General features: G+C 66.9%; 22 protein-coding genes and 2 pseudogenes. 14 read left to right on the top strand and 10 right to left on the bottom strand.

The annotated features are described in order from the left end of the window. Positions 1–2: 2 nt before the first annotated feature. Together O1W71_RS16440 and O1W71_RS15085 are read left to right on the top strand one after the other, a co-directional pair. A pseudogene (locus tag O1W71_RS16440) lies at positions 3–545 on the top strand (glycoside hydrolase family 2 TIM barrel-domain containing protein); the annotation flags it as partial. Positions 546–660: 115 nt separating this feature from the next. Further along, on the top strand, positions 661–2496 hold the full coding sequence (locus O1W71_RS15085; protein WP_442924563.1) for a glycoside hydrolase family 2 TIM barrel-domain containing protein: 1836 nt from the start codon (positions 661–663) through the stop codon (positions 2494–2496). A 44-nt stretch (positions 2497–2540) separates the two neighbouring features. Here the strand turns inward: O1W71_RS15085 and O1W71_RS15080 are convergent, their stop codons facing one another. The 4 genes and pseudogenes from O1W71_RS15080 to O1W71_RS15065 form a co-directional block, all read right to left on the bottom strand. After that, positions 2541–3434, bottom strand: a complete 894-nt coding sequence (locus O1W71_RS15080) for an aldo/keto reductase (protein WP_269268660.1) — start codon at positions 3432–3434, stop codon at positions 2541–2543. A gap of 71 nt (positions 3435–3505) precedes the next feature. Next, a complete protein-coding gene (locus tag O1W71_RS15075) occupies positions 3506–4327 on the bottom strand; it encodes an SMP-30/gluconolactonase/LRE family protein (protein WP_269268659.1) in 822 nt (273 codons plus the stop codon). Positions 4328–4355: 28 nt separating this feature from the next. Then, positions 4356–5153: pseudogene (locus O1W71_RS15070) on the bottom strand (SDR family NAD(P)-dependent oxidoreductase). Next, positions 5150–6598 (bottom strand): sulfatase family protein, encoded by a 1449-nt coding sequence (locus O1W71_RS15065; RefSeq protein WP_269268658.1) that lies wholly within the window; start codon positions 6596–6598, stop codon positions 5150–5152. The pseudogene O1W71_RS15070 and the gene O1W71_RS15065 overlap by 4 nt, the downstream one beginning before the upstream one ends. Positions 6599–6794: 196 nt before the next feature. Here O1W71_RS15065 and O1W71_RS15060 point away from each other — a divergent pair, with 196 nt between their 5' ends. From O1W71_RS15060 to O1W71_RS15035, 6 genes are read left to right on the top strand one after another with little or no spacing between them, the layout of a single operon-like run. After that, positions 6795–7823, top strand: a complete 1029-nt coding sequence (locus O1W71_RS15060) for a zinc-dependent alcohol dehydrogenase (RefSeq protein ID WP_269268657.1) — start codon at positions 6795–6797, stop codon at positions 7821–7823. Beyond that, a complete protein-coding gene (gene kduD, locus O1W71_RS15055; protein WP_269268656.1) occupies positions 7820–8584 on the top strand; it encodes a 2-dehydro-3-deoxy-D-gluconate 5-dehydrogenase KduD in 765 nt (254 codons plus the stop codon). The genes O1W71_RS15060 and kduD overlap by 4 nt, the downstream gene beginning before the upstream one ends. Beyond that, positions 8581–9207 carry a bifunctional 4-hydroxy-2-oxoglutarate aldolase/2-dehydro-3-deoxy-phosphogluconate aldolase gene (locus O1W71_RS15050; RefSeq protein WP_269268655.1) on the top strand — a complete coding sequence of 209 codons (627 nt, stop codon included), beginning with the start codon at positions 8581–8583 and terminating at the stop codon, positions 9205–9207. Before kduD ends, O1W71_RS15050 begins: the two co-directional genes overlap by 4 nt. Beyond that, the gene (locus O1W71_RS15045) at positions 9200–10165 is read left to right on the top strand and encodes a sugar kinase (protein WP_269268654.1); all 966 of its coding nucleotides are present in this window, start codon (positions 9200–9202) and stop codon (positions 10163–10165) included. Before O1W71_RS15050 ends, O1W71_RS15045 begins: the two co-directional genes overlap by 8 nt. Then, positions 10071–10754 (top strand): FadR/GntR family transcriptional regulator, encoded by a 684-nt coding sequence (locus tag O1W71_RS15040; protein WP_269268653.1) that lies wholly within the window; start codon positions 10071–10073, stop codon positions 10752–10754. Before O1W71_RS15045 ends, O1W71_RS15040 begins: the two co-directional genes overlap by 95 nt. After that, complete coding sequence (locus O1W71_RS15035; RefSeq protein WP_269268651.1) at positions 10723–10956, top strand: hypothetical protein; 234 nt, start codon at positions 10723–10725, stop codon at positions 10954–10956. The genes O1W71_RS15040 and O1W71_RS15035 overlap by 32 nt, the downstream gene beginning before the upstream one ends. Before the next feature lie 55 nt (positions 10957–11011). On the opposite strand, the gene O1W71_RS15030 is transcribed toward O1W71_RS15035, so the two are convergent. The 5 genes from O1W71_RS15030 to O1W71_RS15010 form a co-directional block, all read right to left on the bottom strand. Then, a complete protein-coding gene (locus O1W71_RS15030; RefSeq protein ID WP_269268650.1) occupies positions 11012–12343 on the bottom strand; it encodes a sulfatase-like hydrolase/transferase in 1332 nt (443 codons plus the stop codon). Between the two features lie 2 nt (positions 12344–12345). Further along, positions 12346–14814, bottom strand: a complete 2469-nt coding sequence (locus O1W71_RS15025; protein ID WP_269268649.1) for a glycoside hydrolase family 2 TIM barrel-domain containing protein — start codon at positions 14812–14814, stop codon at positions 12346–12348. Positions 14815–14910: 96 nt separating this feature from the next. After that, positions 14911–15816, bottom strand: a complete 906-nt coding sequence (locus O1W71_RS15020) for a carbohydrate ABC transporter permease (RefSeq protein WP_269268648.1) — start codon at positions 15814–15816, stop codon at positions 14911–14913. Further along, on the bottom strand, positions 15816–16778 hold the full coding sequence (locus O1W71_RS15015; protein WP_269268647.1) for a carbohydrate ABC transporter permease: 963 nt from the start codon (positions 16776–16778) through the stop codon (positions 15816–15818). Before O1W71_RS15015 ends, O1W71_RS15020 begins: the two co-directional genes overlap by 1 nt. A gap of 27 nt (positions 16779–16805) precedes the next feature. Beyond that, positions 16806–18116 carry an ABC transporter substrate-binding protein gene (locus tag O1W71_RS15010; protein WP_269268645.1) on the bottom strand — a complete coding sequence of 437 codons (1311 nt, stop codon included), beginning with the start codon at positions 18114–18116 and terminating at the stop codon, positions 16806–16808. Between the two features lie 153 nt (positions 18117–18269). Between O1W71_RS15010 and O1W71_RS15005 the strand changes: the two genes are divergently transcribed. The 3 genes from O1W71_RS15005 (at position 18270) to O1W71_RS14995 (ending at position 22660) form a co-directional block, all read left to right on the top strand. Next, a complete protein-coding gene (locus tag O1W71_RS15005) occupies positions 18270–19706 on the top strand; it encodes a sulfatase family protein (RefSeq protein WP_269268644.1) in 1437 nt (478 codons plus the stop codon). Next, on the top strand, positions 19703–21238 hold the full coding sequence (locus tag O1W71_RS15000; RefSeq protein ID WP_269268642.1) for an alpha-L-fucosidase: 1536 nt from the start codon (positions 19703–19705) through the stop codon (positions 21236–21238). The genes O1W71_RS15005 and O1W71_RS15000 overlap by 4 nt, the downstream gene beginning before the upstream one ends. Positions 21239–21325: 87 nt before the next feature. After that, complete coding sequence (locus O1W71_RS14995; RefSeq protein WP_269268640.1) at positions 21326–22660, top strand: L-fuconate dehydratase; 1335 nt, start codon at positions 21326–21328, stop codon at positions 22658–22660. Here the strand turns inward: O1W71_RS14995 and O1W71_RS14990 are convergent. Then, a complete protein-coding gene (locus O1W71_RS14990; protein ID WP_269268639.1) occupies positions 22624–23364 on the bottom strand; it encodes a FadR/GntR family transcriptional regulator in 741 nt (246 codons plus the stop codon). The two genes, O1W71_RS14995 and O1W71_RS14990, sit on opposite strands and share 37 nt — an antisense overlap. Before the next feature lie 49 nt (positions 23365–23413). Here O1W71_RS14990 and O1W71_RS14985 point away from each other — a divergent pair, with 49 nt between their 5' ends. From O1W71_RS14985 to O1W71_RS14975, 3 genes are read left to right on the top strand one after another with little or no spacing between them, the layout of a single operon-like run. Further along, a complete protein-coding gene (locus O1W71_RS14985) occupies positions 23414–24286 on the top strand; it encodes an amidohydrolase family protein (RefSeq protein ID WP_269268637.1) in 873 nt (290 codons plus the stop codon). Then, positions 24286–25272 carry an aldo/keto reductase gene (locus tag O1W71_RS14980; protein WP_269268636.1) on the top strand — a complete coding sequence of 329 codons (987 nt, stop codon included), beginning with the start codon at positions 24286–24288 and terminating at the stop codon, positions 25270–25272. The genes O1W71_RS14985 and O1W71_RS14980 overlap by 1 nt, the downstream gene beginning before the upstream one ends. Further along, positions 25269–25598, top strand: coding sequence for an L-rhamnose mutarotase (locus tag O1W71_RS14975; protein ID WP_269268635.1), 330 nt, complete (start codon positions 25269–25271; stop codon positions 25596–25598). The genes O1W71_RS14980 and O1W71_RS14975 overlap by 4 nt, the downstream gene beginning before the upstream one ends. Positions 25599–26451 lie beyond the last annotated feature (853 nt).

Here is a 26451-nt window from a genome sequence, read left to right as displayed (position 1 = left end):
CGGTGCGCGTGCATCAGTGGTCTGCAGGGACCTACCTCGAGGATCAGGATCAGTGGTGGCTCCCCGGAATCTTCCGCGATGTAGCACTGCTGGCTCGCCCAGCGGGCTGCCTGAACGATGTGTGGCTGCAGGCGGACTTCGACGAGACACGCGGGCGCGGCTTCCTCACCACGCGCGTCGATGCGACCGACGATGCGTTTCCGCTCACCCTGCGCATCCCCGAGCTCGACGTGGAGACAACGTTCGCGGACCGCGCCTCGCTCGATGCCGCCGCGCCGCTCGATGTCGGAACGGTGGAGCCGTGGTCGGCAGAGGAACCACGTCTGTACGAGGCATCCGTGACTGGTGTCGGCGAGACCGTGCGTCTGCGCCTCGGTTTCCGCACCGTCCGCATCGATGGCGACCGGTTTCTCGTCAATGGCCGCCCCGTGACCTTTCGCGGCGTCAATCGGCACGAGTTCCACCACCAGCTTGGTCGTGTGTTCGACGAGAAGGCAGTGCGTGCCGATATGCTCACCATGAAGCGGCACAACGTCAACGCCATCCGCACGAGCCACTACCCGCCGCATTCGCGAACGCTCGACCTCTGCGACGAGCTCGGGCTTCTGGGTCATCCTCGAATGCGACCTCGAAACGCACGCGTTCTTCTTCGTCGATTGGGTGGCCAACCCCAGCGACGATCCTCGCTGGCGCGACGCCTACCTGGACCGCATGCATCGCACGCTCGAACGAGACAAGAACCATCCGTCGATCGTGATGTGGTCGCTTGGAAACGAGTCGGGAACCGGACAGAACCTCGCGGCAATGTCGTCCTGGGTGCACCGTCGAGATCCGGGACGACCCGTGCACTACGAGGGCGACTACACCGGCGCCTACACGGACGTCTACTCGCGGATGTACCCCACGCCCGCCGAGCTTCAGACGATCGCCTCCGACGAGGGCGACATCTTCGGCTGCACGCCGGCCGAGGCGGCACGCGTGCGCTCGAGGCCGATGGTGATGTGCGAGTACGGTGCCGCCCTGGGAACCGGCCCCGGAGGGCTGGACTGGTACGACGAGACCGTCGAATCGTCTCCCCGCCTGCATGGCGGGTTCATCTGGGAGTGGCGCGACCACGGTCTCGAGCACCGCACCGCCGACGGCACGACCTACTTCGCGTACGGCGGGGACTTCGGGGAGCACGTCCACGACGGCAACTTCGTCATCGACGGCCTCGTCCTCTCGGACGGGACTCCCACCTCGGGCCTCGTGGAGTTCGCTGCGATGTCCGCGCCGGTACGCCTCTCCCTCGACGCCGACGCGCTCACGGTGCACAACCGGCAGCACTCGCGGGGCACGGAGTGGCTCGACATCATCGTCGAGTCCGTCGATGATGAGGGCCGCTCGCGGGTGATTTCGACCGTCCTGGAAGACGTTCCACCGGGTCGCTCGCGCGTCGTTGCCCTTCCCACGGATGCCACCCCGCCCGCTGGCGGATGGCTCTCGGCCCGCGCCGTGGTCCGCGACGCCACGGCGTGGGCATCGAGCGGCCACGTCGTCGCTCATGCCGACCACTCCGCGGATCCTGCCTCCCCGGTACCGGCTGCGCCGGCTGGAAGAACCCGCCCTACGCGAACCGAGGGTTCCTACCCGGCAGCGCGATTCGACCCGCAAAGCGGTGAACTCCTCGCGCTCCTCGGTCACGAGATCACCGGCGGCAGGCTCGAGTTGTGGCGCGCCCCCACCGACAACGACCGCGGCCGCGGTGCGGGGTCGTTCGAGATCGCCGCCCCGGAATCCACTCCCCGTGGTCTCGGGATGGTGCCCGCGGATCCCAGCGAGCAGCGGTGGCGGAAGTGCGGGCTGGACCGCCTCCGGCACCGTGTCGTTGCGATCGAGGCGGGCTCCGACACGTTCATCGTGGACACCGTGGTGGCGCCGGCGGACAAAGCCCCGACGCTCCGTGTGCGGTACGAGTGGAGCGCACTGGCGGGCGACGAACCCCAACTCGTCGTCGACGTCGCTCCGAGCAACGGATGGGACACCTCGTGGCCGCGGATCGGGGTGCACTTCACTGTGCCCGCGTCATGGCACACCGTGGAGTGGATCGGTCAGGGGCCCGGCGAGTCGTATCCGGACATGCGGGACGGTGCGTTCCTCGGAACGCACCGTGCGACGATCGCGGAGATGAACACGATGCACGCACGCCCGCAGGAGTCGGGACACCGTTCCGGTCTGCGGCGACTCGATCTCTCCTCCGACGACAGCGTGCTGCGCATCACGCCCGCGGGACGTCGGTTGCCGGGCACGGGCGGATTCACGTTGAGTCGGTGGAGCAGTCACGAACTTGACCGCGCGTCGCATCCCTTCGAGCTGCCCGTTCCCGAGCGCCATCATCTCTACCTCGACGATGGTGTGCACGGTCTGGGCTCGCGCGCGTGCGGACCGGATGTCGAACCGCGCCACGCCCTGTGGCCAGGCGCTCGGACCTTCTCCTACAGATTCCGAAGCATGTGACAGCGGGGCCCTGGCGCGACCGCGCCCAGGGCCCCGGCCGCACGTCAGTCGTCAGGGTCCCCGTCGTCGAGATTCGTCGGGGCGGGTCCGAGGGCGTCGAGCTCGTGCCAGACCGCGTCGGGGATCTGCGTCGCGGTCAGTTCGTCAAGCTGCGCGAGACGCGCCGTCGACGACGCGCTCACCACGGTGGAGTCGATCAGCGGTGCGCGGAGGGAGAAGGCCAACGCGACGGCTTTGAGGTCGACCCGATGCCGTCTGCACACATCTTCGGCCTGCGCCACCCAGGCGCGCAGCTGCGCGGTGGTGTCGCTGTAGCCGTAGCGCGCACCGGAGGCGGAACCTTTCGCCAGCAACCCCGCGCCGAAGGGGGCCGCGTTGAACACGGTCATCCCGCGGGATCTGGCGTCGGAGAACAGTTGCCGTGCGGATTGGTCGACGATCGTGAACCGGTTGTGCACGAGAACCGCGTCGAACAAGTCGGTTTCGACGAACGGTCGGACCATGGGGATCGGCCCCGCCGCGATTCCGATGCCGTCGACCGCGCCGGCATCGCGGAGCTCGATCAGACCGGCGATCGCTCCGTCGGGCGCCGACGCCTCGGCGAAGGTGATGGTGAACGGATCGTGCAGGTGCAACAGCGAGACCCGGTCCACACCCAATCGCGCCAGACTCTCATCGTAGGAGCGGAGGACACGGTCTCGGTCGAACACCCCGGTGTCGAGATCACGATCGACCTTGGTCACCACGGGAGCAGGGCCGGTGACTCCGGAATGGCGCAGTGCGATTCCGATGACCTCTTCCGAGCGGCCACCGTCGTATTCGTTCGCGGTGTCCAGGAGCGCGTGACGGCTCTCGAGCATGGCCACGGCGAGATCGACCGCGACCTTGCGCTCGGCGGTCCCCTCCCATGCCGCCCGGCCGAGACCGGATGTCCCCAACGTGAGAGCCGAAGGACGAGGGGACGGGAACGCGCGCGACCGGGAGTCGCCCCTTGCCCCTTCGCCGCCGTTCACAGGACCACCGGCACCCAGGCCGGGACCGGCACGCCGCACACACCCGGGTCCAGGAGGAACACCGCACCATCCTCGCCCCCCGGGTCCCGAAGACCGGCGGTCGCCGAGGTGACGAGCAGGTGATCGAGCCCGGGACCGACGAACCCGACCGAGGACACGTGCTGTGCGGGGAGCGCCCGGGTTTCGCGCACCGTCCCGTCGGGGCGGTATCGGCGCACTTCGGCGCCGCCCCAGAGCGCGACCCAGATGTCGCCGTCGACATCGAGAGCGATCCCATCGGGGTAGCCGCCGATCACCTCGAACGAGCCGCGGAGGACCACGTTCTGCCCGTCGTCGTCCAGAATGTCGACGCGATGGCGCAAGGTGTCGACGTGATACATCGTGCGCCCGTCCGGGGAATAGCCGATCCCGTTGGAGAGGCTGAGCCCCTCACGTAGGGTGCGGAGCCGACCGTCGGAGTCCAGTCGCATAAGCGACTCTTCCGAGCTCTCACCGTCACCGCGCAGCGTACCGAGCACGAGCCGCCCCCGGGGATCGCACGTCGCGTCATTGAAGCGTCGCCCCTCCTCGAGCGGCACCACGCGCGCACTCTGGACGACGCCGTCGGCGTCCAGGTGGACGAGTCGGTCGGACTCGACCACCAGCATCCCGCCGTCATCGGCAGGGAGGACCGCACAGACCTTGCGCTCAGACTCCCAGAACGACGCGGGGTCGAGCCGGGGCCACGTCGCCGCCCACGCTCGGCGGCCGTCGATATCGACCCAGAGCGCTCGGTCACGTGTCGGGTCCCAGACCGGGCCCTCAGCGAGCGCGTGCACGCCCCGTCCGACTCGTCGAATGTCCTGGTCACGCAAAGCGAGCCCCCAATCCCCCGTCGACGATCCAGGTCGCCCCCGTCACGAACGACGCGCGGTCACTCGCGATGAACGACACCGCGTCGGCGACCTCCGCCGGGGTTCCCGTCCGTCTCAGGGCGTGCGTCGCGTCGATGCGCGCGACCTCGTCCGGTCCGATGCGTTCGAAGTGCTGCTCGACCCGCTCACTGCGCGTCCACCCCGGGATCACGGTGTTGACACGGACGCCGGCCGGACCATAGTCCAGGGCGAGGCTTCGCCCCATCGCCTCCACTCCGGCTTTGCTGACCCCGTAGGGGAAAGCTCCCTCGACGGTCATCCGACCGTGCAGCGATCCGATGTTGACGATGGCGCCGTGTCCGGCCGCGGTCATAGTCGGGAGGACCTCCCGTGCAGCCAGCCACACGGACTTCACGTTGAGTCCCATGATCGTGTCCCACGATCATGGGGACATCTCGACCGCATCGTGGCCGGCGTCCATGCTGGCACTGGTGACGAGGATGTCCACGCGGCCGCTGTCGCGAACGGCTTCCGCGACGACGGCGGATAGGGCCGATGAATCCGTGACATCTGCGTCGACGAATCGGATGCGATCCGGTGCGGCAGCGGCGAGCGCGCGTCCAGCATCCCCGTCGATATCCACCGCCCACACGAGGGCACCGTCGGCGACCAGTTGGCGCGTGACGGCAGCGCCGATGCCCTGAGCGGCGCCGGTGACGATCGCGGTCTTGTGCTCGTGCAACGGGGTTGTGCCGATCCTCTTCGGTTGCGCCGGTGATGTGACGCTCATGTCGGGACCTCCCTGATCCGGGCGAACTCGTCGACGAGGCACCGGAGTGTGTCGGGGTGTGCGGATGCAAGGTCGTGGTCCTGGTGGGGATCCTCTCGCAGGTTGTAGAGCCGGTGCCGGTCAGCGTTTCCCGTCTCGATGTCCTTCGCCGGCAATCGCTCCGGCCCGGTGTGCGGGGGGATCATCGCCCATTCGCCCCGCCGGAACGCCGTCCGATGGACGGCTTCGACCACGAGTGACTCCCGACCGATTTCGGTCTCGCCGAGGAGTGCCGCCAGATGGTTCTCGGAGTCAGCGGTCGGGACGTCGGCGCCGACGAGAGCCGCAATCGACGCGAGAAGGTCCATCTGACAGACCAGCGCACTGCTCGTCCCCGGGGTCACGCGTGCCGGCCAGTGCACGATGAACGGCACTCGTGTACCCGCGTCGAACAAGCTGTACTTACCACCGCGCAGGGGGCCGGTTGGCCGGTGGTCGCCCACGCGCTCGACGGCGTCGTCTTGGTACCCGTCGTCGAGGACCGGCCCGTTGTCGCTCGAGAACACGATCAAGGTGTCGTCGAGCACCCCCGCCGCTTCGAGCTCGTCAAGGATCTCGCCAACGCACCAATCCGCCTCGGCGATCGCGTCCCCGCGCGGGCCCATGTCGGTGGCGCCGACGAATCGCGCACTCGGCGTGCGGGGAACGTGGGGTTGGTGGAGCGCGAGATACAGGAAGAAGGGCTTGCGGTCCTCGCCCGACTCCTGAGAACGGCGGACGAAATCCTTCGCCCGCTCGACGAGGCGTTCGGCCATGTCCTCATCGGTCCACCGCGCCGACTGCCCCCCGCGCATGTATCCGATGCGTCCGATCCCGTTCACGATCGCGTTGTCATGCCCGTGGGACGAGGCGAGCCGGAGCATCTCCGGATGCTCAGCGGCGACCGGCTCCCCCGGGAACGGATGCTCGTAGGAAACCTCGATGGGATCCTCGGGATCGAGGCCGACGACCGAGCGGTCCTCGATGTACACCGTCGGGACGCGGTCCTGGGTGGCCGCGATGATGTAGCTCTCCCCGAAGCCGACGTCGAGGGGGCACGGCCGGATCGGACGGTTCCAATTGACGCCCCCGTCACCGAGGCCGAGGTGCCACTTGCCGACGATACCCGTCCGATAGCCGCAGGCGGCCAGCATGCTCGGCAAGGTCATCTGATCTTCCTCGATGATCATGGCGGCGTCGCCGGTCAGGATCTCCGCCCCCGACTTGCGCCACGGGTACTCTCCGGTCAGCAGCGCGTATCGACTCGGAGTGCACGTCGCCGATGTCGCGTAGCCGTCTGTGAAACGCAATCCACGGGCGGCGAGCCGGTCGATGTGGGGCGTGTCGACGGCCGAGGCGCCGTATGCCCCGACGTCGCCGTAGCCGAGGTCGTCCATGTAGATGATGACGATGTTCGGTCGAGTCATCGGTCCCCTCCTTGCGCATCCATGAGCAAATTCATCTAATCTATTTATAGCAGTCGACCGCTCGGCCCTGCGCCGCGGCCCGACATTGTTCGTGCGCTGTGGTCTCGACGGCGTTGCCAACCTACTATGGAAAACCGGTTCTCTGTAGGGCTCATCCACCCTATGAGGCACATCGATCGGAAGGATTCGAGGACGAATGCGATCAGCAGCGTATGTCGGCGACGGGAAGATGGTCGCGATGACGGTCGAGGCCCAGCCGCCGGCCACAGGTGAGGTTCAGGTCGCCGTTTCGCACGTCGGTTTGTGCGGCACAGACCTGCACATCCTGCACGGGGCGATGGATTCGCGGGTGACGCTCCCCGCGATCATCGGCCACGAGATGAGCGGTCGCGTCGCGGCCGTGGGCGACGGCGTGAGTGGGTGGACGATCGGAGCCCCGGTGACTGTAATGCCTCTCGATTGGTGCTCCCAGTGCCCCGCCTGCGATGCCGGCAACCAGCACATCTGCCAGAACCTCGACTTCATCGGCATCGACTCCACCGGGGCGTTGCAGGAACGGTGGAACGTACCCGCCCGCGCTCTCGTCGCCCTCCCGGAGAGCCTTCCTCTTCGCGACGCGGCGCTCGTCGAACCCGTCGCGGTGGCGGTGCACGACGTCCGGCGCTCCGAACTGACAGCGGGAGATCGCGCGGTGGTCGTCGGCGGTGGCCCGATCGGCGTGCTCATCGCCACGGTCGCCCGCGACGTCGGCGCCGAGATCGTCCTGATCGAAGTCGATGCATCACGACGCGCTGCGGCCGAGGCTCTCGGATTCCGCACCCTCGACCCGCTCGCCACCGACCAGGTCGCCGCCGTGCAGGAGTGGACCTCCGGCGCCGGCGCAGACGTGGTGTTCGAAGTCTCCGGCGCGGCCGCAGCCGTGCTGGGGACCACGGCATTGGCGAAGGTCCGCGGCACGATCGTCGTCGTCGCGATCCACCCGGACCCGCGTCCCATCGACCTCAAGCAGGTCTTCTGGCGCGAACTGCGTCTGCTCGGTGCGCGCGTGTACCAGCGCACCGATTTCGAGCGCGCCGTCGAACTGCTCGATGGCGGAGTCATTCCCGCCGATGCCCTCATCACCGACATCGCCGCGCTCGAGGACATCCAGGACGCGTTCGCGAAGCTGGGCTCAGGGGCGATGAAGGTCCTCGTCGATGTCGCTGCCGAAGGAGCTCCCGCATGAACGATCTCTTCGACCTCACCGGCCGCACGGCCGTCGTCACCGGCGCCAAGCGCGGAATCGGACTGGCCATGGCCGAAGCGCTCGCCGCGGCCGGCGCCGACATCGTCGGCGTCTCCGCGACGCTTTCAACCGCGGAAAGCGAGGTGCGAAGCCGGGTAGAGGCGCACGGTCGGCGGTTCCACGGCTACGCCGTCGACTTCGCCGACCGCGACGCGGTCCTCGCCTTCGCCGAGACCGTCGTGACCGACCACGGTCCCATCGACATCCTCGTCAACAACGCCGGGACGATACGGCGCGCGCCCGCGGCCGAGCACGCCCTGGCTGACTGGGATCACGTTCTCGAGGTGAATCTCTCCAGCCAGTTCGCGCTCACGCAAGCGCTGGGTCGGGACATGCTCGAACGCGGGTACGGCAAGGTCATCTTCACCGCGTCGCTGCTCAGCTTCCAGGGCGGCATCACCGTTCCGGGATATGCCGCGTCCAAGTCGGGGATCGCGGGCCTGACCAAAGCCCTCGCGAACGAGTGGACCGCGCGAGGAGTCACCGTGAACGCGATCGCCCCCGGATACATCGCCACCGACAACACCCAGGCACTGCAGGACGACCCGGACCGTTCACGAAGCATCCTCGAGCGGATCCCCGCCGGACGGTGGGGGCGGGCCGACGACCTCGGCGGCGCGACGGTGTTCCTGGCGTCGCGGGCGTCGGACTACGTCTCGGGTGTGACCCTTCCGGTCGACGGAGGGTGGCTCGGCCGATGAACACCCCCCTCGACGCCCTGATCGCCGCCCGCGTCGTACCGGTCGTCGTCCTCCACGACGCCGCCACGGCCGAGCCGTTGGCCGACGCTCTCGTCGCGGGAGGCATCCGCGCGATCGAGATCACACTCCGAACTCCGGCCGGCCTCGATGCGCTCGCGTCGCTCGCATCGCGAGACGACCTGATCGTTGGCGCCGGGACGGTCACCTCCCAGCGAGAGCTCGCTGATGTGCGCGCGGCGGGTGCCCGGTTCGCGGTCAGTCCGGGGTTCGACGCGGACCTTGTCGACGCCGCACGCGAAACGGACGTGCTGCCGGTGCCGGGGATCGGAAGCGCGACGGATGCGCAAGCGGCTCGTCGCGCCGGACTCGACCACGTGAAGGTCTACCCAGCGGGAGTGCTCGGCGGACTGCCCTTCATTCGCGCACTGCACGGGCCGTTTCCCGAGATGCGGTTCATGCCCAGCGGCGGAGTCGACCAGGCCAAGGCCGCCGAGTACCTCGCGGACCCTGCGATCTTCGCAGTCAGCGGTAGCTGGATGGTGCCGGCAGAGGCGATCCGCGCCGGGGACTTCGAGACGATCACGACGTTGGCCCGCACGACGATGGCGGCGCTCGATGCCTGAGGACGCAGAGACACCCGCCATCGTGACCATCGGCGAGACGATGCTCCTCCTGCACAGCCAACGGGCGGAGGGGCTCGAGATGGCTGCCGCGCTCGATGTGAGCATCGGAGGCGCTGAGAGCAATGTGGCCATCGGCGCCCGACGACTCGGCGTGCCGTCCGCTTGGGTCAGTCGACTCGGCGATGACAGCGCCGGCCTGCGGATCCAGCGCGATCTGCGCGCGGAGGGCGTGACCGTGTGCGCCCGTGTCGATCCCGATCTCCCCACCGGCATGATGCTGAAAGAGCGACGCAGCAGCAACGCCACGCACGTGTGGTATCACCGGGCGGGTAGCGCGGCCTCCCGTCTGACACCGGCCGACGTGCCGGACGGACTCATCGAGAGCGCCCGCGTCCTGCACCTGACGGGCATCACGCCAGCGCTGTCGACCGACGCACACGCGACGGTGCGTGCCGCCATCGAGCGCGCCGCAGCGGCCTGTGTGCTTGTGAGTTTCGATGTGAACCACCGACGCAGGCTGTGGTCCGCGTCGTGTGCGCGGCCCGCATACCGCGATCTCGTCGCCGCATCAGGCCTTGTGTTCGCCGGGCTGGACGAGGCCCGCTTAATCCTCGACGACGATCTCCTCGACGCCGAGGCCGCCTGTGCGGAACTGCACGGGCTCGGGGCGGCCACCGTCGTCATCAAGCTCGGTGGCGATGGAGCACTGCTCTCCGACGCGGAAGGACGGATCCACCGCCCCGCGATCCCGGTCGACGTCGTGGACACCGTGGGGGCCGGCGATGCGTTCGTGTCGGGCTTTCTCGCCGCACTGGTCACCGGGGCCGACCGAGTGCAGGCGCTTGAGGCCGGAATCCGCTCGGGTGCATTGGCGTGCACGGCAGCCGGCGACTGGGAAGGACTCCCCCGCCCCGCGGACGTCGAGGCACTCTCTGCCACCGAACCCGTCTCCCGGTGAAACCTCGGCAGGCGCGTCGACGAGTCGGCTAGCATGTCGGCCATGCCCGTGCCCGCCCGCAGGCCCGCTTCGGAGGGCACTCTTCAGCGACGCCGTTCGCGCCCTCGAAGCCCGCATCGTGGAGATGGACCCGGGCGACCGCCTCGATGGCGAGCCGCGCCTGGCGGAGCAGCTCGGGGTGAGCCGCCTCACGATGCGTGAGGCTCTCAAGGTCCTCGAGGGACGCAGGCTGATCGACTTGGCCAAGGGCAAGCGACCGACGGTGCGCGCGGCGGATGGGTCGGTGATCGCGCGGGACCTGTCGCTGGCGGTCCGGCGCGATGCACGTGCCGCGAACAAGCTCCTCGTCGTACGCCGCTCTCTGGAGGTCCTCTCCTCCGGCGAGGCGGCGCGCAACGCCGGCCGCGCCGGTCTCGCCGCACTCGAGGCCACCGTGGCGGAGATGGAGAGGATCGCAGAACGGTTCGACGGCAGCGATCAGCACATCGCGGCGTACAACGCCGCCGACGTCGCCTTCCACGAGCCCTCGCGCTCCTCAGCGGAAACGGATGCTCGCGGTGCTCGTCGAAGGCCTCGCCGCGGCGCTTGAGGACAGCTTCCGGCGCAGTATGAGCGGATTCCTCGCGCAGGGGCGCGACAGCCGCGATGGGGCGGCCTCGCACCGAGCGCTGTACACCGCCGTCGTCTCGGGCGATGCGCGCGACGCCGCACGGCAGGCAGCCGCGAACCTCGCCTCCTCCGAGCCGGATCTCCGCGTCGGCGCTCCGATCACGGGCACCCCGTCGAACTGAGCCCTCAGGAAACGCGCGCGTGGACTCGGCACGGGCGCCGTACCGAGTCCATGGCTCATACCGGCTCGAGGGCGGGGTCGTGCAGCGCGATCTGCGCCTGCCGGAGTTGCTCGCGCATCGACTTGACCAGGTCCGCGTTCGCGGGATCGGCGATGAGGTTCCGCAACTCCCACGGGTCGTCGACGGTATCGAACAACTGATCGTGCGCGAGATCCGAGTAGGAGATGAGCTTGAACCGCCCGCGACGGACTGCCCGCTGGTCCATACCGTATGCGGTGAATACCTCTACGTCGCGGGAGTCGTCGAGACCATCGATGATCGGGACGAGCGAGGGGAACTGCAGGTGTTCCGGGGCGGTGACGCCGACGAGGTCGCAGATGGTGGCGTAGATGCTCCCCGAGTAGACCGGGGTGGTCCGCTCCTGCGCGGAGGGGACCCCGGGGCCGACGATGACAAGCGGCACACGGGTGCTGTGGTCGTACAGGCTCTGCTTTCCCAGGAGCCCGTGCTCACCGAGGGCGAGACCGTGGTCGCCGGAGAAGACGATGACGGTGTCGCGGTTCGAGCGCGCTTCCGCTTCGCCGATCGCCTGCAACAGTCTGCCGATCTCCCGGTCGACGTGAGTGATCATCGCGAAGTACTCCCGACGGTGCAGCTGAACCGCCGCCTCCGTGCGGGGGAAAGGCGCGAGTTGTTCATCACGCAGACGCAACGAACCGTTGTCGAACGGATGCTCTGGCAGGAAGTTCGGGGGGATGCGGATCTGCTCCGCAGGGTACTGGTCGAGGAACTCGCGAGGAGCCTGTCGGGGGTCGTGCGGTGCGTGATAGGCGAGGTGGAGGAAGTACGGCCTCGAACCGTGGTCGCGCGCGACGAAGTCCACGGCGGCATCGGTCCATCGCTCCGACGAGTGCTCGATCCGCCCGTCGTCCCGCGGCATCCAGTGGCCGCCTCGCGAGGCGTCCGCGGGATCCCAGGCGTCGGTCTCGCTCGGTCGGTGATAGGCCTCGTCCGAGGTTTCCGTCGTCCCGAGCATGCCGCCACCCCACGGTCCGACCTCGGCGTAGTCCTCCTCGAGGGCCGACTCGCGGTTGTGCCACTTGCCCGTGAAGTACGAGTCGTATCCGGCGCCGGTCAGCGCCCTCCCCAGTCGCGTGACGTCGTCGAAGGCCGGCTCGGAGTCGAAGACCGTCATTCCGGTCAGCAGCATGCGACGCGCCGGCGTACAGACAGCCGGGATGGTGGACCCCTGATTGTCCGCGTGGGTGAACGTGAGGCCCCGCGCGCGCAACGCGTCGAGGTTCGGCGTCGAGACCTGATCGCTACGGAGGGACCAATGTGTCATGTCGTCCATGAAGATCAAGACGACGTTCGGGCGCTCGGCCACGCTCACATCCGCTCCATCGTGGCCTTCCACGCGACCCCGTCGAAGGCGGGAACGCCCGGATCGGCCACGCTCTGCAGGGTGAGGGTCGCGGTTCCGAGGTTCCAGCCGGAAGCCGACACCGCGATCTCGCCTTCCCCGTCGGTCGTGCGAACCAGAACCTCGGCGAGCCCGTGGAACGCCCGACGCTGCGGAGCCCGGTCGGACTCATGCGAGTTCGGATCCCCGTTCCCGGTTCCGAGCACCGCACCGGGGCCTGACACCTCGAAGAACAAAGTCTCGTCCGACAAGGGGTGCAGCCGGCCTTCGGTATCGACCACGCGCGCGACGACGATGGCAAGATCGTCACCACCGGCACGAAGACGATCGCGATCGACGGCCAACTGAATCCCCGCAGGCGCGGAAACGGTCGAGCGGGTGTCTCGCGAGACCTCCACACCGTCGGCATCGAAACCGATGGCTGTGAGTTCTCCGGGCGCATACGTGACGCTCGTGTCGACGCGTCCGTTCACCGGCATGGCCTCGTCGGCGACGACCTCACCGTTGACCTGGATCTGCACACGGGCGGCATTGCTGTAGCACTGCACATCGATCTGCTGCCCCTCCCGGCCATACCAGGTCCAGTGCGGCATGAGGAAGGTGTACGGGTCTTCGGGTCGCCACCACGCGCGAAGGTAGTGGGCGATCTCCTTCGGGAACCCGCAGTAGTCGAGGATTCCGAAACGCGAGATCACCGAGGGCCAGTCGTACGGGAAGGTCTCGCCCCGATAGTCGAAGCCGGTCCAGATGAAGGTTCCCGAGAGGAACGGGCGGGATGCGCAGTCGCGCCAGGTCTCTTCGATCGTGTAGCCCCATGGCGTGTGGGTCGTCCCGTAGGCGCTGGCGATGCGCGGAAAGCGCTCGTCCGGGAAGTTCTCCGGGTCCTCCCAGCGATCGCCGATGCTCATCGGCAGGCTTGCACCGCGGTCGGGCATGTACAGGCCGCGCGTTGCGGCGCCACCGAAGGTCTCGGTCGCGATCTTGGGCCAGTCGGGATACTTCGCGTGGACATCGTCGTAGTTCTCGCTGCGCTGACCCGACCGGTAGTTCGAGCCGAACACATCGACGAACGGCCCGTCCTCGGCATGGAAGTCCACCAGCTCCGCCCAGGTCTGGTTCATCGCGTAGGTCGTCGGCCGGTCGTCCAGACGACTGACCGCGTGGCGCATGCGCTTGAGGATGGCCTTGCCCACGCGCCGACCGTGTAGCTGCATCTCTTCGTTGCCGATGCTCCACATGATCACCGAGGGGTGGTTGCGGTCCCGGCGGACGAGGTCCTCGGCCTGTCCGAGAAGCTCGTCGCCGATCCCGGGGATGCGTACCTCGTCCATCACCATGATTCCGACGCGATCGCACGCGTCGAGCAGCGCCGGGTCGGGCGGGTTGTGACTCACGCGGATGGCGTTGCACCCCATCTCCTTCAGCTGACGCATCCGCCATTCCTGGAGCGCCGGCGGCACCGCGATGCCGACTCCGGCGTGGTCCTGGTGGATGCACACGCCCTTCAGCTTCATGCCGACGCCATTGAGGAAGAAGCCCTCCGACGGGTCGAACCGGATGTCCCGGAATCCCGTGACGGTGGTGACGCTGTCGACCACCTCGTCGTCAACGAGGACTTCGCTGCGCACGACATACAGCGCGGGGTCCTCGGGCCTCCACAGGTGCGGGTCGGCAACGGTCATCGACACCGTCGTCGAGGAGGTGGCGACATCGCCCACGGATACGGCCGTGGCCGCGGACTCCGCGACGAGAGCGCCCGATCCGTCGGACACCGCGCACCGCACGACCGCGTCCACCGGGTCGAAGCCCATGTTCGCCACGGGCAGGTCGACGGCGACGGATCCATCCACCTTCGCACGCACATGCAGAGTCCGGGCATCGATGTACACGTCGGCGGTGCGTACGAGCCGGACCTCGCGGTACACGCCGGCCCCCTCATAGCTCCAGAGCTCGTTATCGGTCGGGTCGACGTGCACGACGACCGTGTTCGCACCGGTCTCGCACAGTTCGGTGATGTCATAGGCGAACGAGGTGTATCCGCTGAGGTGACGACCGACGAAGTGGCCGTTGACGAAGACGCGGGAGTCGCGGAACACCCCATCGAACTCGATGTGCACCCGCTCGTGCTCGCCCACCGGGTCGAGGTCGAAGACGCGGGCGTAAACGGCCGGCTCGCGCCGCAGACCGCCGACCTTCGCATCCACCTCGACGGTGAACTCGCCATCCAGCGCATAATCGTGGGGCACGCGCACCTCTCGCCACTCTTCGAGCGCGGGGTTCCCTGTGCGCGAGAGCCCGTGGTTGCCGGCCTTCTGCCACAGGCTGGTCTCATTGGCGATGATCTGCACGTTCCCATGGATGCGTGCTTCCGCCGGTATGTCGGCGTCGAGAGCAAAGCGCCAGTCTCCGTTGAGCGAGGTCGTGCGGCGGGTCATGTGGGTCCTTTCGAGGAACGATGGTGGAGGGGGGGGAGCCGGCCTCGTCGGAGGATGGCGCCGATCGACCGCGGCTCGGCCGACCGGCGCCAGGCCTCACGACTTCACACTTCCTGCGGTCAGTCCGGCGCGCCAGAACCGCTGCAGGGCGAGGAAGGCGATGACCAACGGGATCACCGACAGGAAGGCGCCGGTGATCACGAGGCTGTACACCGGTTCGTTCTGGCGGGAGAACCATTGGTAGAGGCCCAAAGTCACGGGGAAGAGGTCGGTGCTGGAGAGCATCACCAGGGGGAGGAAGAAGTTGTTCCACACCGCGACGAACGTGAAGAGAAAGACGGTCACCAGCGCCGGGGACATGATCCGTAGCGAGATGGAGAAGAAGATCCGCAGCTCGCTCGCACCGTCGATGCGCGCGGCTTCGATCAGCTCGTCCGACACGCTCGCTGCGGCATACACGCGGCAGAGATAGACGGCGAACGGGCTGACGAACGCCGGGAGGAGGACGGCCAAGTAGGTGTTGACGATGCCCATCCACGAGAACATCAGGTACAGCGGGATGGTCAGCAGGGCGGAAGGAAGAAGCACACCGGCGATGACGAACGCGAATAGCGCTCCTCGCCCCCAGAAGTCGTACTTCGCCAACGCGTACCCGCACGCCGCTCCGAGGAGGGTCGCAACCGCACCGCCCACACCTGCATAGATGACCGAGTTGACCATCCACAGGGGGAAGGCCCCGGTCTCGTAGGTGAGGACGTCGGCGATGTTCTGGAAGAGGTTGAACTCCCCGAACCACAGCCCGTTCGTGGCGAACAGGTCGCCGTCGTCCTTCGTGGCGGAAACGATCAGCCACCACACCGGAACGAGGAAGTAGAACGCGCTGAGGAGGAGAACGCCGAAGGTCAGGACCGTCGATGCCTTGGAGACGTGCAGAGCATCCGGAGAGGGCGCCGGTGCCGCCGTCTTTCGTCGGTTCGCGGTGACGAGAGTCGCGGTAGCCATCACTGAGCCCTCCGCGTGGTCAGTCGGTAGTACACCATGGAGAGCACTCCTGCGATGACCGCCACGACGACCGAGGCCGCCGCAGCATAGTTGAAGTCGTCAGACTGGAACGCCGCCTGCATCACGAACATGGTGGGGACGAACGTCGAGTTCACGTTGTCCGAGATCGTCTCGAGGACCTTGGCTTCGTTGAAGATCTGAATCGCGCCGATGATCGCGAGCGTGCCGGTCAAAACGAGCGCCGGTCCGACCTGGGGAAGCTTGATGTGCAGCGCGAGCTGCCACTCGGACGCGCCGTCGAGGCGCGCCGCTTCGTACATCTCCCGCGGGATCGACTGCAACGCCGACAGGATGATGAGCATGTTGTAGCCCATCCACCCCCACGTGATCATGTTCCCGATCGACAGGAGCACCGTTCCCTGAGCGAGGAAGTCCAGATCGATCCCGACGTTCGCCGCAGCGTCCACGATCGGGCTGAGAGTGGGTGAGTACAGGTACGACCAGAGAATCGCTCCGATCAGTCCGGGAATCGCGTAGGGGAGGAAGTAGATGAGGCGGAACGCACGCACTCCCCGCGCCGCCGCCGAGTCGAGAAGGAGCGCCAACACCAGCGCACCCCCCAACATGACCGGCACCTGCACAATGGCGATACCGAACATGTGACCGAAGGAGCCCCAGAAGTCCGGGTCGGTCACCACGCGTGCATAGTTGTCGACCCCGACGAAGACCGTCTCCGGAGCCGTCAGCCCCAGTCCGCTGGACTTGCGGGCGAAGAAGCTCTGAACGATGGCGAAGACGAGCGGCGCCACGTTCGTCAGGAGGAACAAGGCGAGGAAGGGAAGTGTGAACAGGGCGATGGCGCGGCGTCGGTGTCCTGCCGTGGTGAGGGCGCGACGTGTGGGATTCACGTCGCGCCCTGCACGAGAGACACCGCTGGCCGAGCGCTCGGTGGCAAGCGTCATGTCTGGTCTTTCTGTGGTCGGTGGCGACTAGTCGGTGACGACCGAGAGCCCGCGCTCTTCCATGGCGTCGACGGTGTCCGCCTGCGCCTCTTCGACGACCTCGGGAAGGGTCATGCGCCCCTGGGAGACGTCTGCGAGTCCGTCCCGGAATGCCGTCAGGGTCTCATTCGCACTGGGACCCCATGCCCAGTAGCCCTCGACGTTGCTCGCCGATTCCGCGAACGCGTCCCCCAGCACCTGCCCGCCGAAGTACTCGTTCGGCTGATCGAAGATCTCGTAGTCGAGCGCCTCGATCGCCGCCGGGTACAGACTGCCGCCCTCTTCGGGGTCGGCCATGAAGTTCCAGGACTCCTCGGACGTGTTCAGCCAGGTGGCGAACTCGACGGCCTCGGGGATGTGCTCACAGCCGGCCAGCACGCCGACCGCGCTTCCCCCGTTGTTGGCGGTCGCTCCATCGGCCCACGTCGGCATCTGGGCCACGGCCCAATTGCCGGCCTGGTCGGGGACGTTCGACGAGATGAGGCCCGCGTTCCACGCCGCGCCGACGTAGTTGACGAGGGTCGAGTCCGACAGGAGCTTGAAGAAGCTGGGGTCGTACCGCGGACCGGCCAGTGCGATGCCGTCGTCGAGCAGCCCCTGCCAGTACTCGGCGACCTCGATGGTCTGGGGCGAGTCGACGGCCACGCGCCACGACTCTCCGTCGACCGAGGTCCACTCCGCACCGTTCTGCGCCGAGAAGCTCGCGAAGCCGCCCGGATCGTTGGTGCCGACGAACGCGCCGTACATCTCGGGGTTCGCGGCGTTGATCGTCGCCGCCTGCTCGGCGTACTCCTCCCAGGAGGTGGGCGCGGTCAGGCCGAGCTCGTCGTAGACGTCGGTGCGGTAGTACAACATCATCGGCCCGGTGTCCTGAGGGATTCCGTATGCTGCGTCCCCGAACGAGTACTCGGCCCAGGCCCAAGGGAGGAACTGGCTTTCGACGTCTGCGGCGTACTCGCTGAGATCCTCGAGGTAGCCGTTGGCGACATATCCGGCCGTGAGAGTGTTCGCGAGCTGCGCCAGGCACGGGGCGTTCCCCGCCGCGACCGACGAGCTGATCTTCACGCTGGTCTCCTCGCCGTTGGGCATGCGCGTGAATTTGATCTGGATGTTGGGGTTCTGCTCGTTCCAGACCTCGATGGGCTTCTCGATGCCCGGCGCCCACGCCATGAATTCCAGTTCGACCGGTTCGCCGTCGTTGCCGGCGTCTCCACCGGTCTCTGACGAGCACCCCGCAACGGCGAGCGTCAACGCGGCCACCGCGGCGACCGCGGCCCCGATACGTCGTTGTTTCATCATTGCTGCTACTCCTTCGTATGCATGATCCAGCAGGCGGGATTGATCATATCATTCTGGCGTTGTGGCGCAAGCTCCTCACAAGATTGCGCGTCCTAGCGTGAACTAGCGCTTTCATCATATGATGATTAAGCCAAACCGAGAAGAGGAGCGAAGATGACCTCGCGTCGACCGAACATCGTGCTGATCTTGACCGACGACCACGCCGCGCACGCCGTGAGCGCGTACGGATCCGTTGTGAACCGCACGCCGCATATCGACGCCATCGCCGAGCGAGGGTGGCGCTTCGACTCCTGCTTCGCCACCAACGCGCTCTGCTCCCCGTCAAGGGCGTCCATCCTCACCGGAACACACTCGCACGTGAACGGTGTTCGCACCCTCTACACACCGATCGACGCGTCGCAGCCGACCTTCATCTCGCAACTGCGGGAAGCCGGCTACCGGACCGCCATGATCGGCAAGTGGCACATGGGAGACGGTGAGGGCCACAACCCCGAAGGGTTCGACTACTGGGACGTGCTCATCGAACAGGGCGAGTACCACAACCCCCGATTCCTCTCGCCGGACGGCGTTCGGACCGTCGAGGGGTACGCGACGGACATCATCACCGATCTGGCGATCGAGTGGGCTGACGCGCAGGACGACGACGCCCCCTGGTGCATGCTCGTGTGGCACAAAGCGCCGCACCGCTCGTGGGAGCCGGACGAGGCCCACGCGACGATGTACTCCGACCCGATTCCGGTGCCGGGCACCTACCACGACGACTACGACACGCGCACAAGCTCCGTTCGCCGCACGGCCATGCGCGTCGCCGATCACCTCGACCGCAATGACCTGAAGGTCGACCCTCCCGAGGGCCTGACCTACGAAGAGGAATCGCTGTGGAAATACCAGCGCTACATGGAGGACTACCTCCGGTGCGTCGCCTCGGTGGACGACAACGTCGGTCGGCTCACGTCGTGGCTTCGTGACCGCGGCGACCTGGACGACACCCTCATGATGTACTCCTCCGACCAGGGCTTCTTCCTCGGGGACCACGGCTGGTTCGACAAGCGGCTCATGTTCGACCCCTCCATCCGGATGCCGCTGCTGGTCAGCTATCCTCGCGAGATTCCAGGCGGGCGAGTGCACGACGGCATCGTCACCAACGTCGACTTCGCTCACAGCATCCTCGAGGCCGCCGATGTCGCTCCCCACGCGCGCATGCAGGGGCGGAGCTTCTGGCCCGACCTCGAACCGATCTCCCGAACGCGCGAACCGGATGCGCCCGCCGAGGGGATGTACTACCGCTACTGGGAACACGGTGATGTGAGTCACAACACCCCCGGTCACTACGGCTGGAGAGATGCGCAGTACAAGCTCATCTACTACTACAACGATGGATACGATCTGCCCGGGACCACCGGCTTCGTCTACAGCGGGGAGTGGGAGTTGTACGACCTCGAGCAGGACCCCGACGAGTTGCGGAACGTTTATCACGATCCCGCCTATCGGGAAACGCGGGATCGACTCACTCGCGCCCTGTGGAACGCACAGGCCCGCGTAGGCGATCAGCCAGACTCCCGCCAGCCGATCCCGGCGGGCCTGTCGTGACGTCGCCGCGGCTAGGCGATCTCGACACTCCCGCTCACCACGACTACCTCGAGACCGTCGCCCAGGTCATCGCATCCGGCCCGTACGACGCCACGTGGGAGAGCCTGCGGAATGTGCCCGTCCCCCGCTGGTATCGCGAGGGCAAGTTCGGGATCTTCATCCATTGGGGTGTCTTCGCCGTGCCCGCTCACTGCGACGCGAGCTTCGGAGAGATGGGCGGCGGCGACTGGTACGGCCGGAAGATGTACCTGCCGTGGACCGAGACCCACCGTCACCACGTGGCGCGCTACGGCCCCGTCGACGAGCACGGGTACGAGAGGTTCATCCCCGAGCTGACGGGCGAGGCCTTCGACCCCGATGAGTGGATGCGCTTGTTCCGAAGAGCGGGGGCGCGATTCGTCGTACCCGTCGCGGAGCACCACGACGGTTTCGCGATGTACGACTGCTCCTTCACCCCGTGGCGCGCCTCGACGATGGGTCCGAAGCGGGATGTGCTCGGCGAGCTGGCGACAGCGGCGGCCAGGCAATCGATGAGCTTCGGCGCCTCGTCCCATCGTGCGGAGAACTGGTGGTTCTTCCACGGCGGTGCCGGTATTGACAGCGACGTCCTGACCCCCGGTCCGACGCGATCGCTGTACGGCCCCGCGGCCCCGGACACTCTTCAGCCCGACGAGGCATTCCTCGAGGATTGGCTCGTCCGAACGGCGGAGATCATCGATCGGTACCGCCCGCTGCTGCTCTGGTTCGACTGGTGGATCGAGCAGCCCGCGTTCGAACCGTACCTTCGCCGACTCGCGGCTTTCTATTACAACCGGGGACACGAGTGGGGCCGGGAGGTGGCGATCAACTACAAGTTCGACGCCTTCGCGCCCGGCGCCGCCGTCCTCGACGTCGAGCGCGGTCAGACGGAGGGCATCTCCGAGCGGTTCTGGCAGAACGACACGGCGGTATCGAAGAACTCGTGGGGGTTCGTCGACGGACACGACTACAAGCGCTCGCGCGATCTGATCGCCGATCTGGCGGACGTCGTCAGCAAGAACGGGGCGCTCCTGCTCAACGTCGGACCCGATGCCGCCGGCCGCATCCCCGACGACGAGCAGCGCATCCTGACGGAAGTGGGCGATTGGCTCCACGCGAACGGTGAAGCCATCTACGGCACCACCCCGTGGCGCATTGCCGGAGAGGGGCCGACGAGGATCGTGCCCGGGACCTTCAACGATGTCGCCCGCGACCCGTACGTGCGTGAGGACATCCGTTTCACCACGGCGCGCGGCGACCTCTACGCCATCTTCCTCGGCGCGAAAGGCGGCGAGACCGTGACCATCACATCGCTGGCATGGGGCGCCCCCCACGCGTCGCCGGTCGAACGCGTGCAGTCGATGGCATCGGCGCAGGACGTCGACTGGCGACAGGACCACGAGGGTGTCCACGTCACGTTGCCCGACGACTCGGCAGCGGTTCCGGTGGTCCGCCTTCGTTTCCCCAAGGATCCGGACGCCGCCCGAATCCCACCCATCATCGAGGGGCAATAAAGATCTGATCTATGTATCATAGGTCTGAGGAATTACTCGTTCTGGCGTGATGAAGCGCCTTGAACGTTCGAAAACAGGAGTAGAGATATGACGACCATCACCGGGGTACGTGTCAGCGACGTTCGATTCCCCACGTCCGACGAGCTGCACGGCTCCGACGCGATGAACAAGGACGGGGACTACTCCGCTGCGTACGTCGTGCTCGAAACGGACGACCCGACCCTGGCCGGCTACGGCTTCACCTTCACGATCGGACGAGGCAACGATGTGTGCGTGCTCGCCGCGGAGCGTCGTGCGGCGACGCTGGTCGGGCGATCGGTGGCGGAGGTCGTCGGTGATCTCGGTGGCGTCTACCGCGAGTTCAAGACCGACTCGCAACTTCGCTGGCTCGGGCCCGAGAAGGGCGTGATCCATCTCGCCACGGCGGCCGTGATGAATGCCGTGTGGGATCTGGCCGCGCGGGCGGCCGGGAAGCCGCTGTGGCGACTGCTCGCAGACATGTCGCCGAGCGAGCTCGTTTCAATCATCGACTTCCAGTACATCACGGATGCCCTCACCCCGGACGAGGCGGTGCACATGCTCGAGGAGATGGTGCCGGGCCGCACGGCTCGCATCGCCGAGCTGGAGCGCACCGGGTACCCGTGCTATACGACGAGCGCAGGATGGCTCGGGTTCGAAGACGACCGCCTCAGGACGCTGCTGAAGGAAGCCGTCGACGACGGGTACCGGCATGTGAAGCTGAAGGTGGGAGCGGACATCGACGACGACATCCGGCGCTGTTCGATCGCGCGGGAGGTCATCGGGTGGGAGGCGACGCTCATGATCGACGCGAACCAGATGTGGGATGTGCCCGAGGCCATCGAGTGGGTGCAGCGACTGGCGGAGTTCAAACCCCTGTGGATCGAAGAGCCCACCAGCCCCGACGACGTCCTGGGACACGCGGCCGTCCGCAAGGCCGTCGCCCCCATCGGGGTGGCCACCGGCGAGCACGGGATGAACCGGGTCCTGTTCAAGCAGATGTTCCAGGCCGAAGCGATCGACTTCTGCCAGCTCGACTCGGCCCGCCTGGCGAGCATCAACGAGATCCTCGCCGTGTACCTCATGGCCAAGAAGTTCGACGTGCCGGTGTGCCCCCACGCCGGCGGAGTCGGCCTGTGCGAACTGGTCCAACACCTGTCGGTGTTCGACTACGTCGCCGTCTCCGGCACCCTCGAGAACCGCGTCACCGAGTTCGTCGACCACCTCCACGAACACTTCGTCGACCCCTGCATCGTGGAGAACGGCGCGTACCGGCTCCCCTCGCAGCCCGGCTACAGCGCCCAGATGCACGCCGCCTCGGTCGCGGAGTACACCTACCCCGACGGACCGCGGTGGAGCGCCAGGCTTCAGGAGAGCCGGGAGATGGCGTCGCTCTCGTCGTGATCGATCAGGAAGTCCTCGACGCCGAGCAGGTGGGCCGACATCCGGATTCGTGCGGCATCCGGGTCCCGCCGACGCATCGCGGCGAAGATCGACATGTGATCGGCGTGCGTACGAGCCTCCGCGCCCTCTTCGCTGATCGCACGCCAGAGTCGGGCTCGGATGGTACGCCCGGCCAGCGCATCGATCATTCCCTCGAGCGCGGGGTTGCCGGAGGCTCTCGCGATGATGCGGTGGAAGGCGATGTCGGCCTCCATGAACGCTTCATGGTCGGCGGCCGGCTCGTCGAGCAGAGCACCGGCATCGCGCAGGAGCTTCGACGCCTCGGCGAGCGCCGCGTCGTCGATGTGCAGCGTCGCCTGGACGACGGCTTCGGCCTCGAGAACCCGGCGAACCGCCTGCAAGTGGCGCACCCCGTCGGGGCTCTGCAGGTCGACGAGGAAGCTCATGGGCGCCAACAGCAACCCGGGATCGAGAGAGGTGACGTACGTCCCGTCACCCTGCCGGGTTGCCAAGACCCCCATAATGCACAGGGCGCGCACCCCCTCCCGCAGGGGCCCGCGCGAGACATCGAGCCGCTCCGCGAGATCCCGTTCGATGGGAAGGCGATCGCCCGGCCGAAGGTCGCCGGCCAGGATCATGCCCTTGATGCCCTCCACGACGACATCCGTCTGCGACCGACTCGCACGCACCGTTTCCTCAGTCATCTGACCATTGTAGGGTCGAGCGTGATCTCGACCGAGATTGGAGAACATCATGGTCATCGATGCCCATCAGCACATTTGGGACCCCGCTCAGGCGTCGTACCCGTGGCTCACCTCTGATCTCCACCCCATCGACCGCGCCTTCGCACTCGATGAGGCTCTTCCCCTGCATCGCGAGGTGGGGGTCGAAGGATGCGTTCTGGTCGAGGCGTCTGACGACCCTGACGACGCCCGACTGATGGAACGTGCCGCGGACGCTCACCCCGAGGTGCTCGGGATCGTGATGTACTCCCCCGTGTCGGACCCGGTCCAGCTCGCCCACGACCTGGACCCGACCACACGCCACGAACGAGTGGTCGGTGTGCGTAATCTGATCCACCACCATCCGGACCCGGACTGGATGCTGAGGGAAGCCTTCGACGAGGGCCTCGGTGTCTTGGAAGCCCTCGGGCTGCCGTTCGACGTCGTCGCGGTCTCCTCGCGTCATCTGTACAACCTCACGACCGTGTCCGAGAGGCATCCGCGACTCCGACTCGTCGTCGATCATCTCGGTAAGCCCCCCGTGGGTGGTGACCTCGGAGAGTGGCGCAGGGCGATTCGAACCGTCGCCGCAAACCCCCTCACCGCCGCGAAGCTGTCGGGCCTGTACGACGATTCACGCCCCGCGGCGTGGACGCCTGACGACCTGCGACCGATCGTCGATCACGCGCTCGAAGTGTTCGGCCCCGAGCGTCTGATGTACGGCGGTGACTGGCCGATCTCGGTCCGCGCCGGCGGCTACCGCCGAGTGTGGGATGGCATCTCGCAGTGCCTCCTCCACCTCGGGGATGATGAGCGAGAGGCGGTGCTCTCTCAGACGGCGACGGATGTGTACGGGCTGGCACCCCGGGGCCCTCGGAACGATGTCGGAATGAACATCGACTGATGGGCGCTGCGAACGAGACTGTCCAGCGGATCAATCGGCTCGGCCTGGGCCTGTCCCAGCTCGGAAACATGGGGCGAGTGACCGCCGATGCCGAGGCTGCGGAGGTGGTGCGCACCTCGTGGGATGCCGGCGTGCGCTACTACGACACGGCACCCCACTACGGCCTCGGGCTGTCGGAAACACGCGCCGGACGCCTCCTCAGCGAGTTCCCGCGCGAGCAGTATCTCCTCTCGACGAAGGTCGGCCGCCTTCTCCAGCCATCGCCCGAGACAGCGCACCGCCAGGACGACGAGGGGTTTGCCGTCCCGGCCGCGCTTCGTCGGGTGCGGGACTACTCGCGAGACGGTATCCGTCGGAGCCTCGACGCCAGCCTGATGCGGCTCGGCACCGATCGCATCGACATCCTTTACCTCCACGACCCGGAGGGTCACGAGCGTGACGCCCTGGATAACGCGATTCCGGCCATGGCCGCGCTTCGCGACGAAGGCACCGTGGGTGCCATCGGCGTCGGCACCAAAGAAGCCGGTACGGCTGCGGAACTGACACGCTCGGGAGCCCTCGACCTGGTGATGATCGCCGGACGGTTCACGCTTCTGGACGCCAGCGCGCGTGATGAGCTCTTCCCGGCCGCCGCCGAGACCGCGACGTCGATCGTCGCAGCCGGCGTGTACAACTCCGGTCTGCTCAGTCGGACCCGCCCCGCCGCCGATGCGCAGTTCGAGTACGGTCCGGCGCCCACGTCGATGATCGAACGAGCGAACCGGATCGCTGATGTCTGCGAGCACTTCGACGTGGACCTCCCCACCGCGGCCGTGGCGTATTGCCTACGGGACCCACAGGTGATCTCCGTCGTCCTGGGCGCGCGCAACGGTCCACAAGCGCAGAGCAATGTGCAGCGATGCGCCCGGGACGTACCCGACGCACTGTGGGACGAGCTGCGCGCCCAGCAGCTCATCCACATACGACCCCTGGGAGAGAACAGATGATTACCCGACGTATCGCCGCCGTGATCCGGCTCGACCCGGACCGCATCGACGAGTACGAGCGCTACCACCGAGAGGTGTGGCCGGGTGTGCTCCGTCGGCTGACCGCGAGCCACATGTCGAATTACTCGATCTTCCGCCACGGGACGACTCTCTTCAGCTACCTCGAGTACACCGGCGACGACTACGACGCTGACATGGCGGCGATCGCCGCCGACCCGGAGACGCAGCGGTGGTGGGAGATCATGAACCCCATGCAGCAGCCGTTCGCCGAGCGTGCTGAGGGTGAGTGGTGGATGACCCTCCCCGAGGTGTTCCACCTCGATTGACGCGTGCCCATGCCGAGCGAGTGAAAGCTCTGGAGCGATAATTTTTCATCAACCGGTTCAGTAGCATGGCGGGAGCGCCACCAGCGAGACAAGTGTCACGGAATCGCACGGTGATCGACGGGGTTGACCCTGCGGCAATATGAGCGTCGACGCGAGGCTACCGCGAGGTGAGCTCGGTCCGAGTCGCATGCACCGGGTCGGTAGGAGCCTCGCGTTCCGGCACGAGCGCGTCACCGCGATCTCGAGTCGAGTGCTGCGACACGACCAGCCCCTTCGGATCCTCCGCCGATTCCGACAAACTCCGCTGATCGTCCACGGCCGCGCCCGCCACATCTGACGCGATCCCCTGATCGGGCACTGTTGCGTCGAGGACGGGAAGAGCTGCCGACCTCGAGCTCCGCCTCGTTTTGGAAATTGCGTGTGACAGACGTGCCTCGTTCTTGCTCCACAAACCTCTTCACATCGTCCGGGAGCAGTTGGCTTTCCTCTTCTCGTATGAAGATGTATCGCTCCGCAGAAGCGTCCTTCGCGGCCTGATACTCCGAGTAGACGATGCCGCTCAGTTCACCCGCAACGAGAAGGATCAACCCGTCACTGGTCTGTGCGAACATGATGCACTCACGCTCCGAATGAAGAACACCCGTCGGCGCATCCCGCTCCCACCACCACGCTCGATGCGTCACGAGACGCTCAACTGTCTCCGCCGCGACCTTCCGCTCACTGTCGAGAGAGCCGTTCATCCGTGAACTGATGAAGAACCGGAGATGATCATGGTCTCGCCCATATCGGACCTCATCCTCCTGATCAGGCGACCACGCCTTAGGTCGTTGACGACGAGAACTCACACTCGAAC

It is taken from the genome of Microbacterium sp. H37-C3 (genome assembly GCF_027157935.1).
Classification (GTDB): domain Bacteria; phylum Actinomycetota; class Actinomycetes; order Actinomycetales; family Microbacteriaceae; genus Microbacterium; species Microbacterium plantarum.
This window is presented reverse-complemented; position numbering and strand designations above follow the sequence as displayed.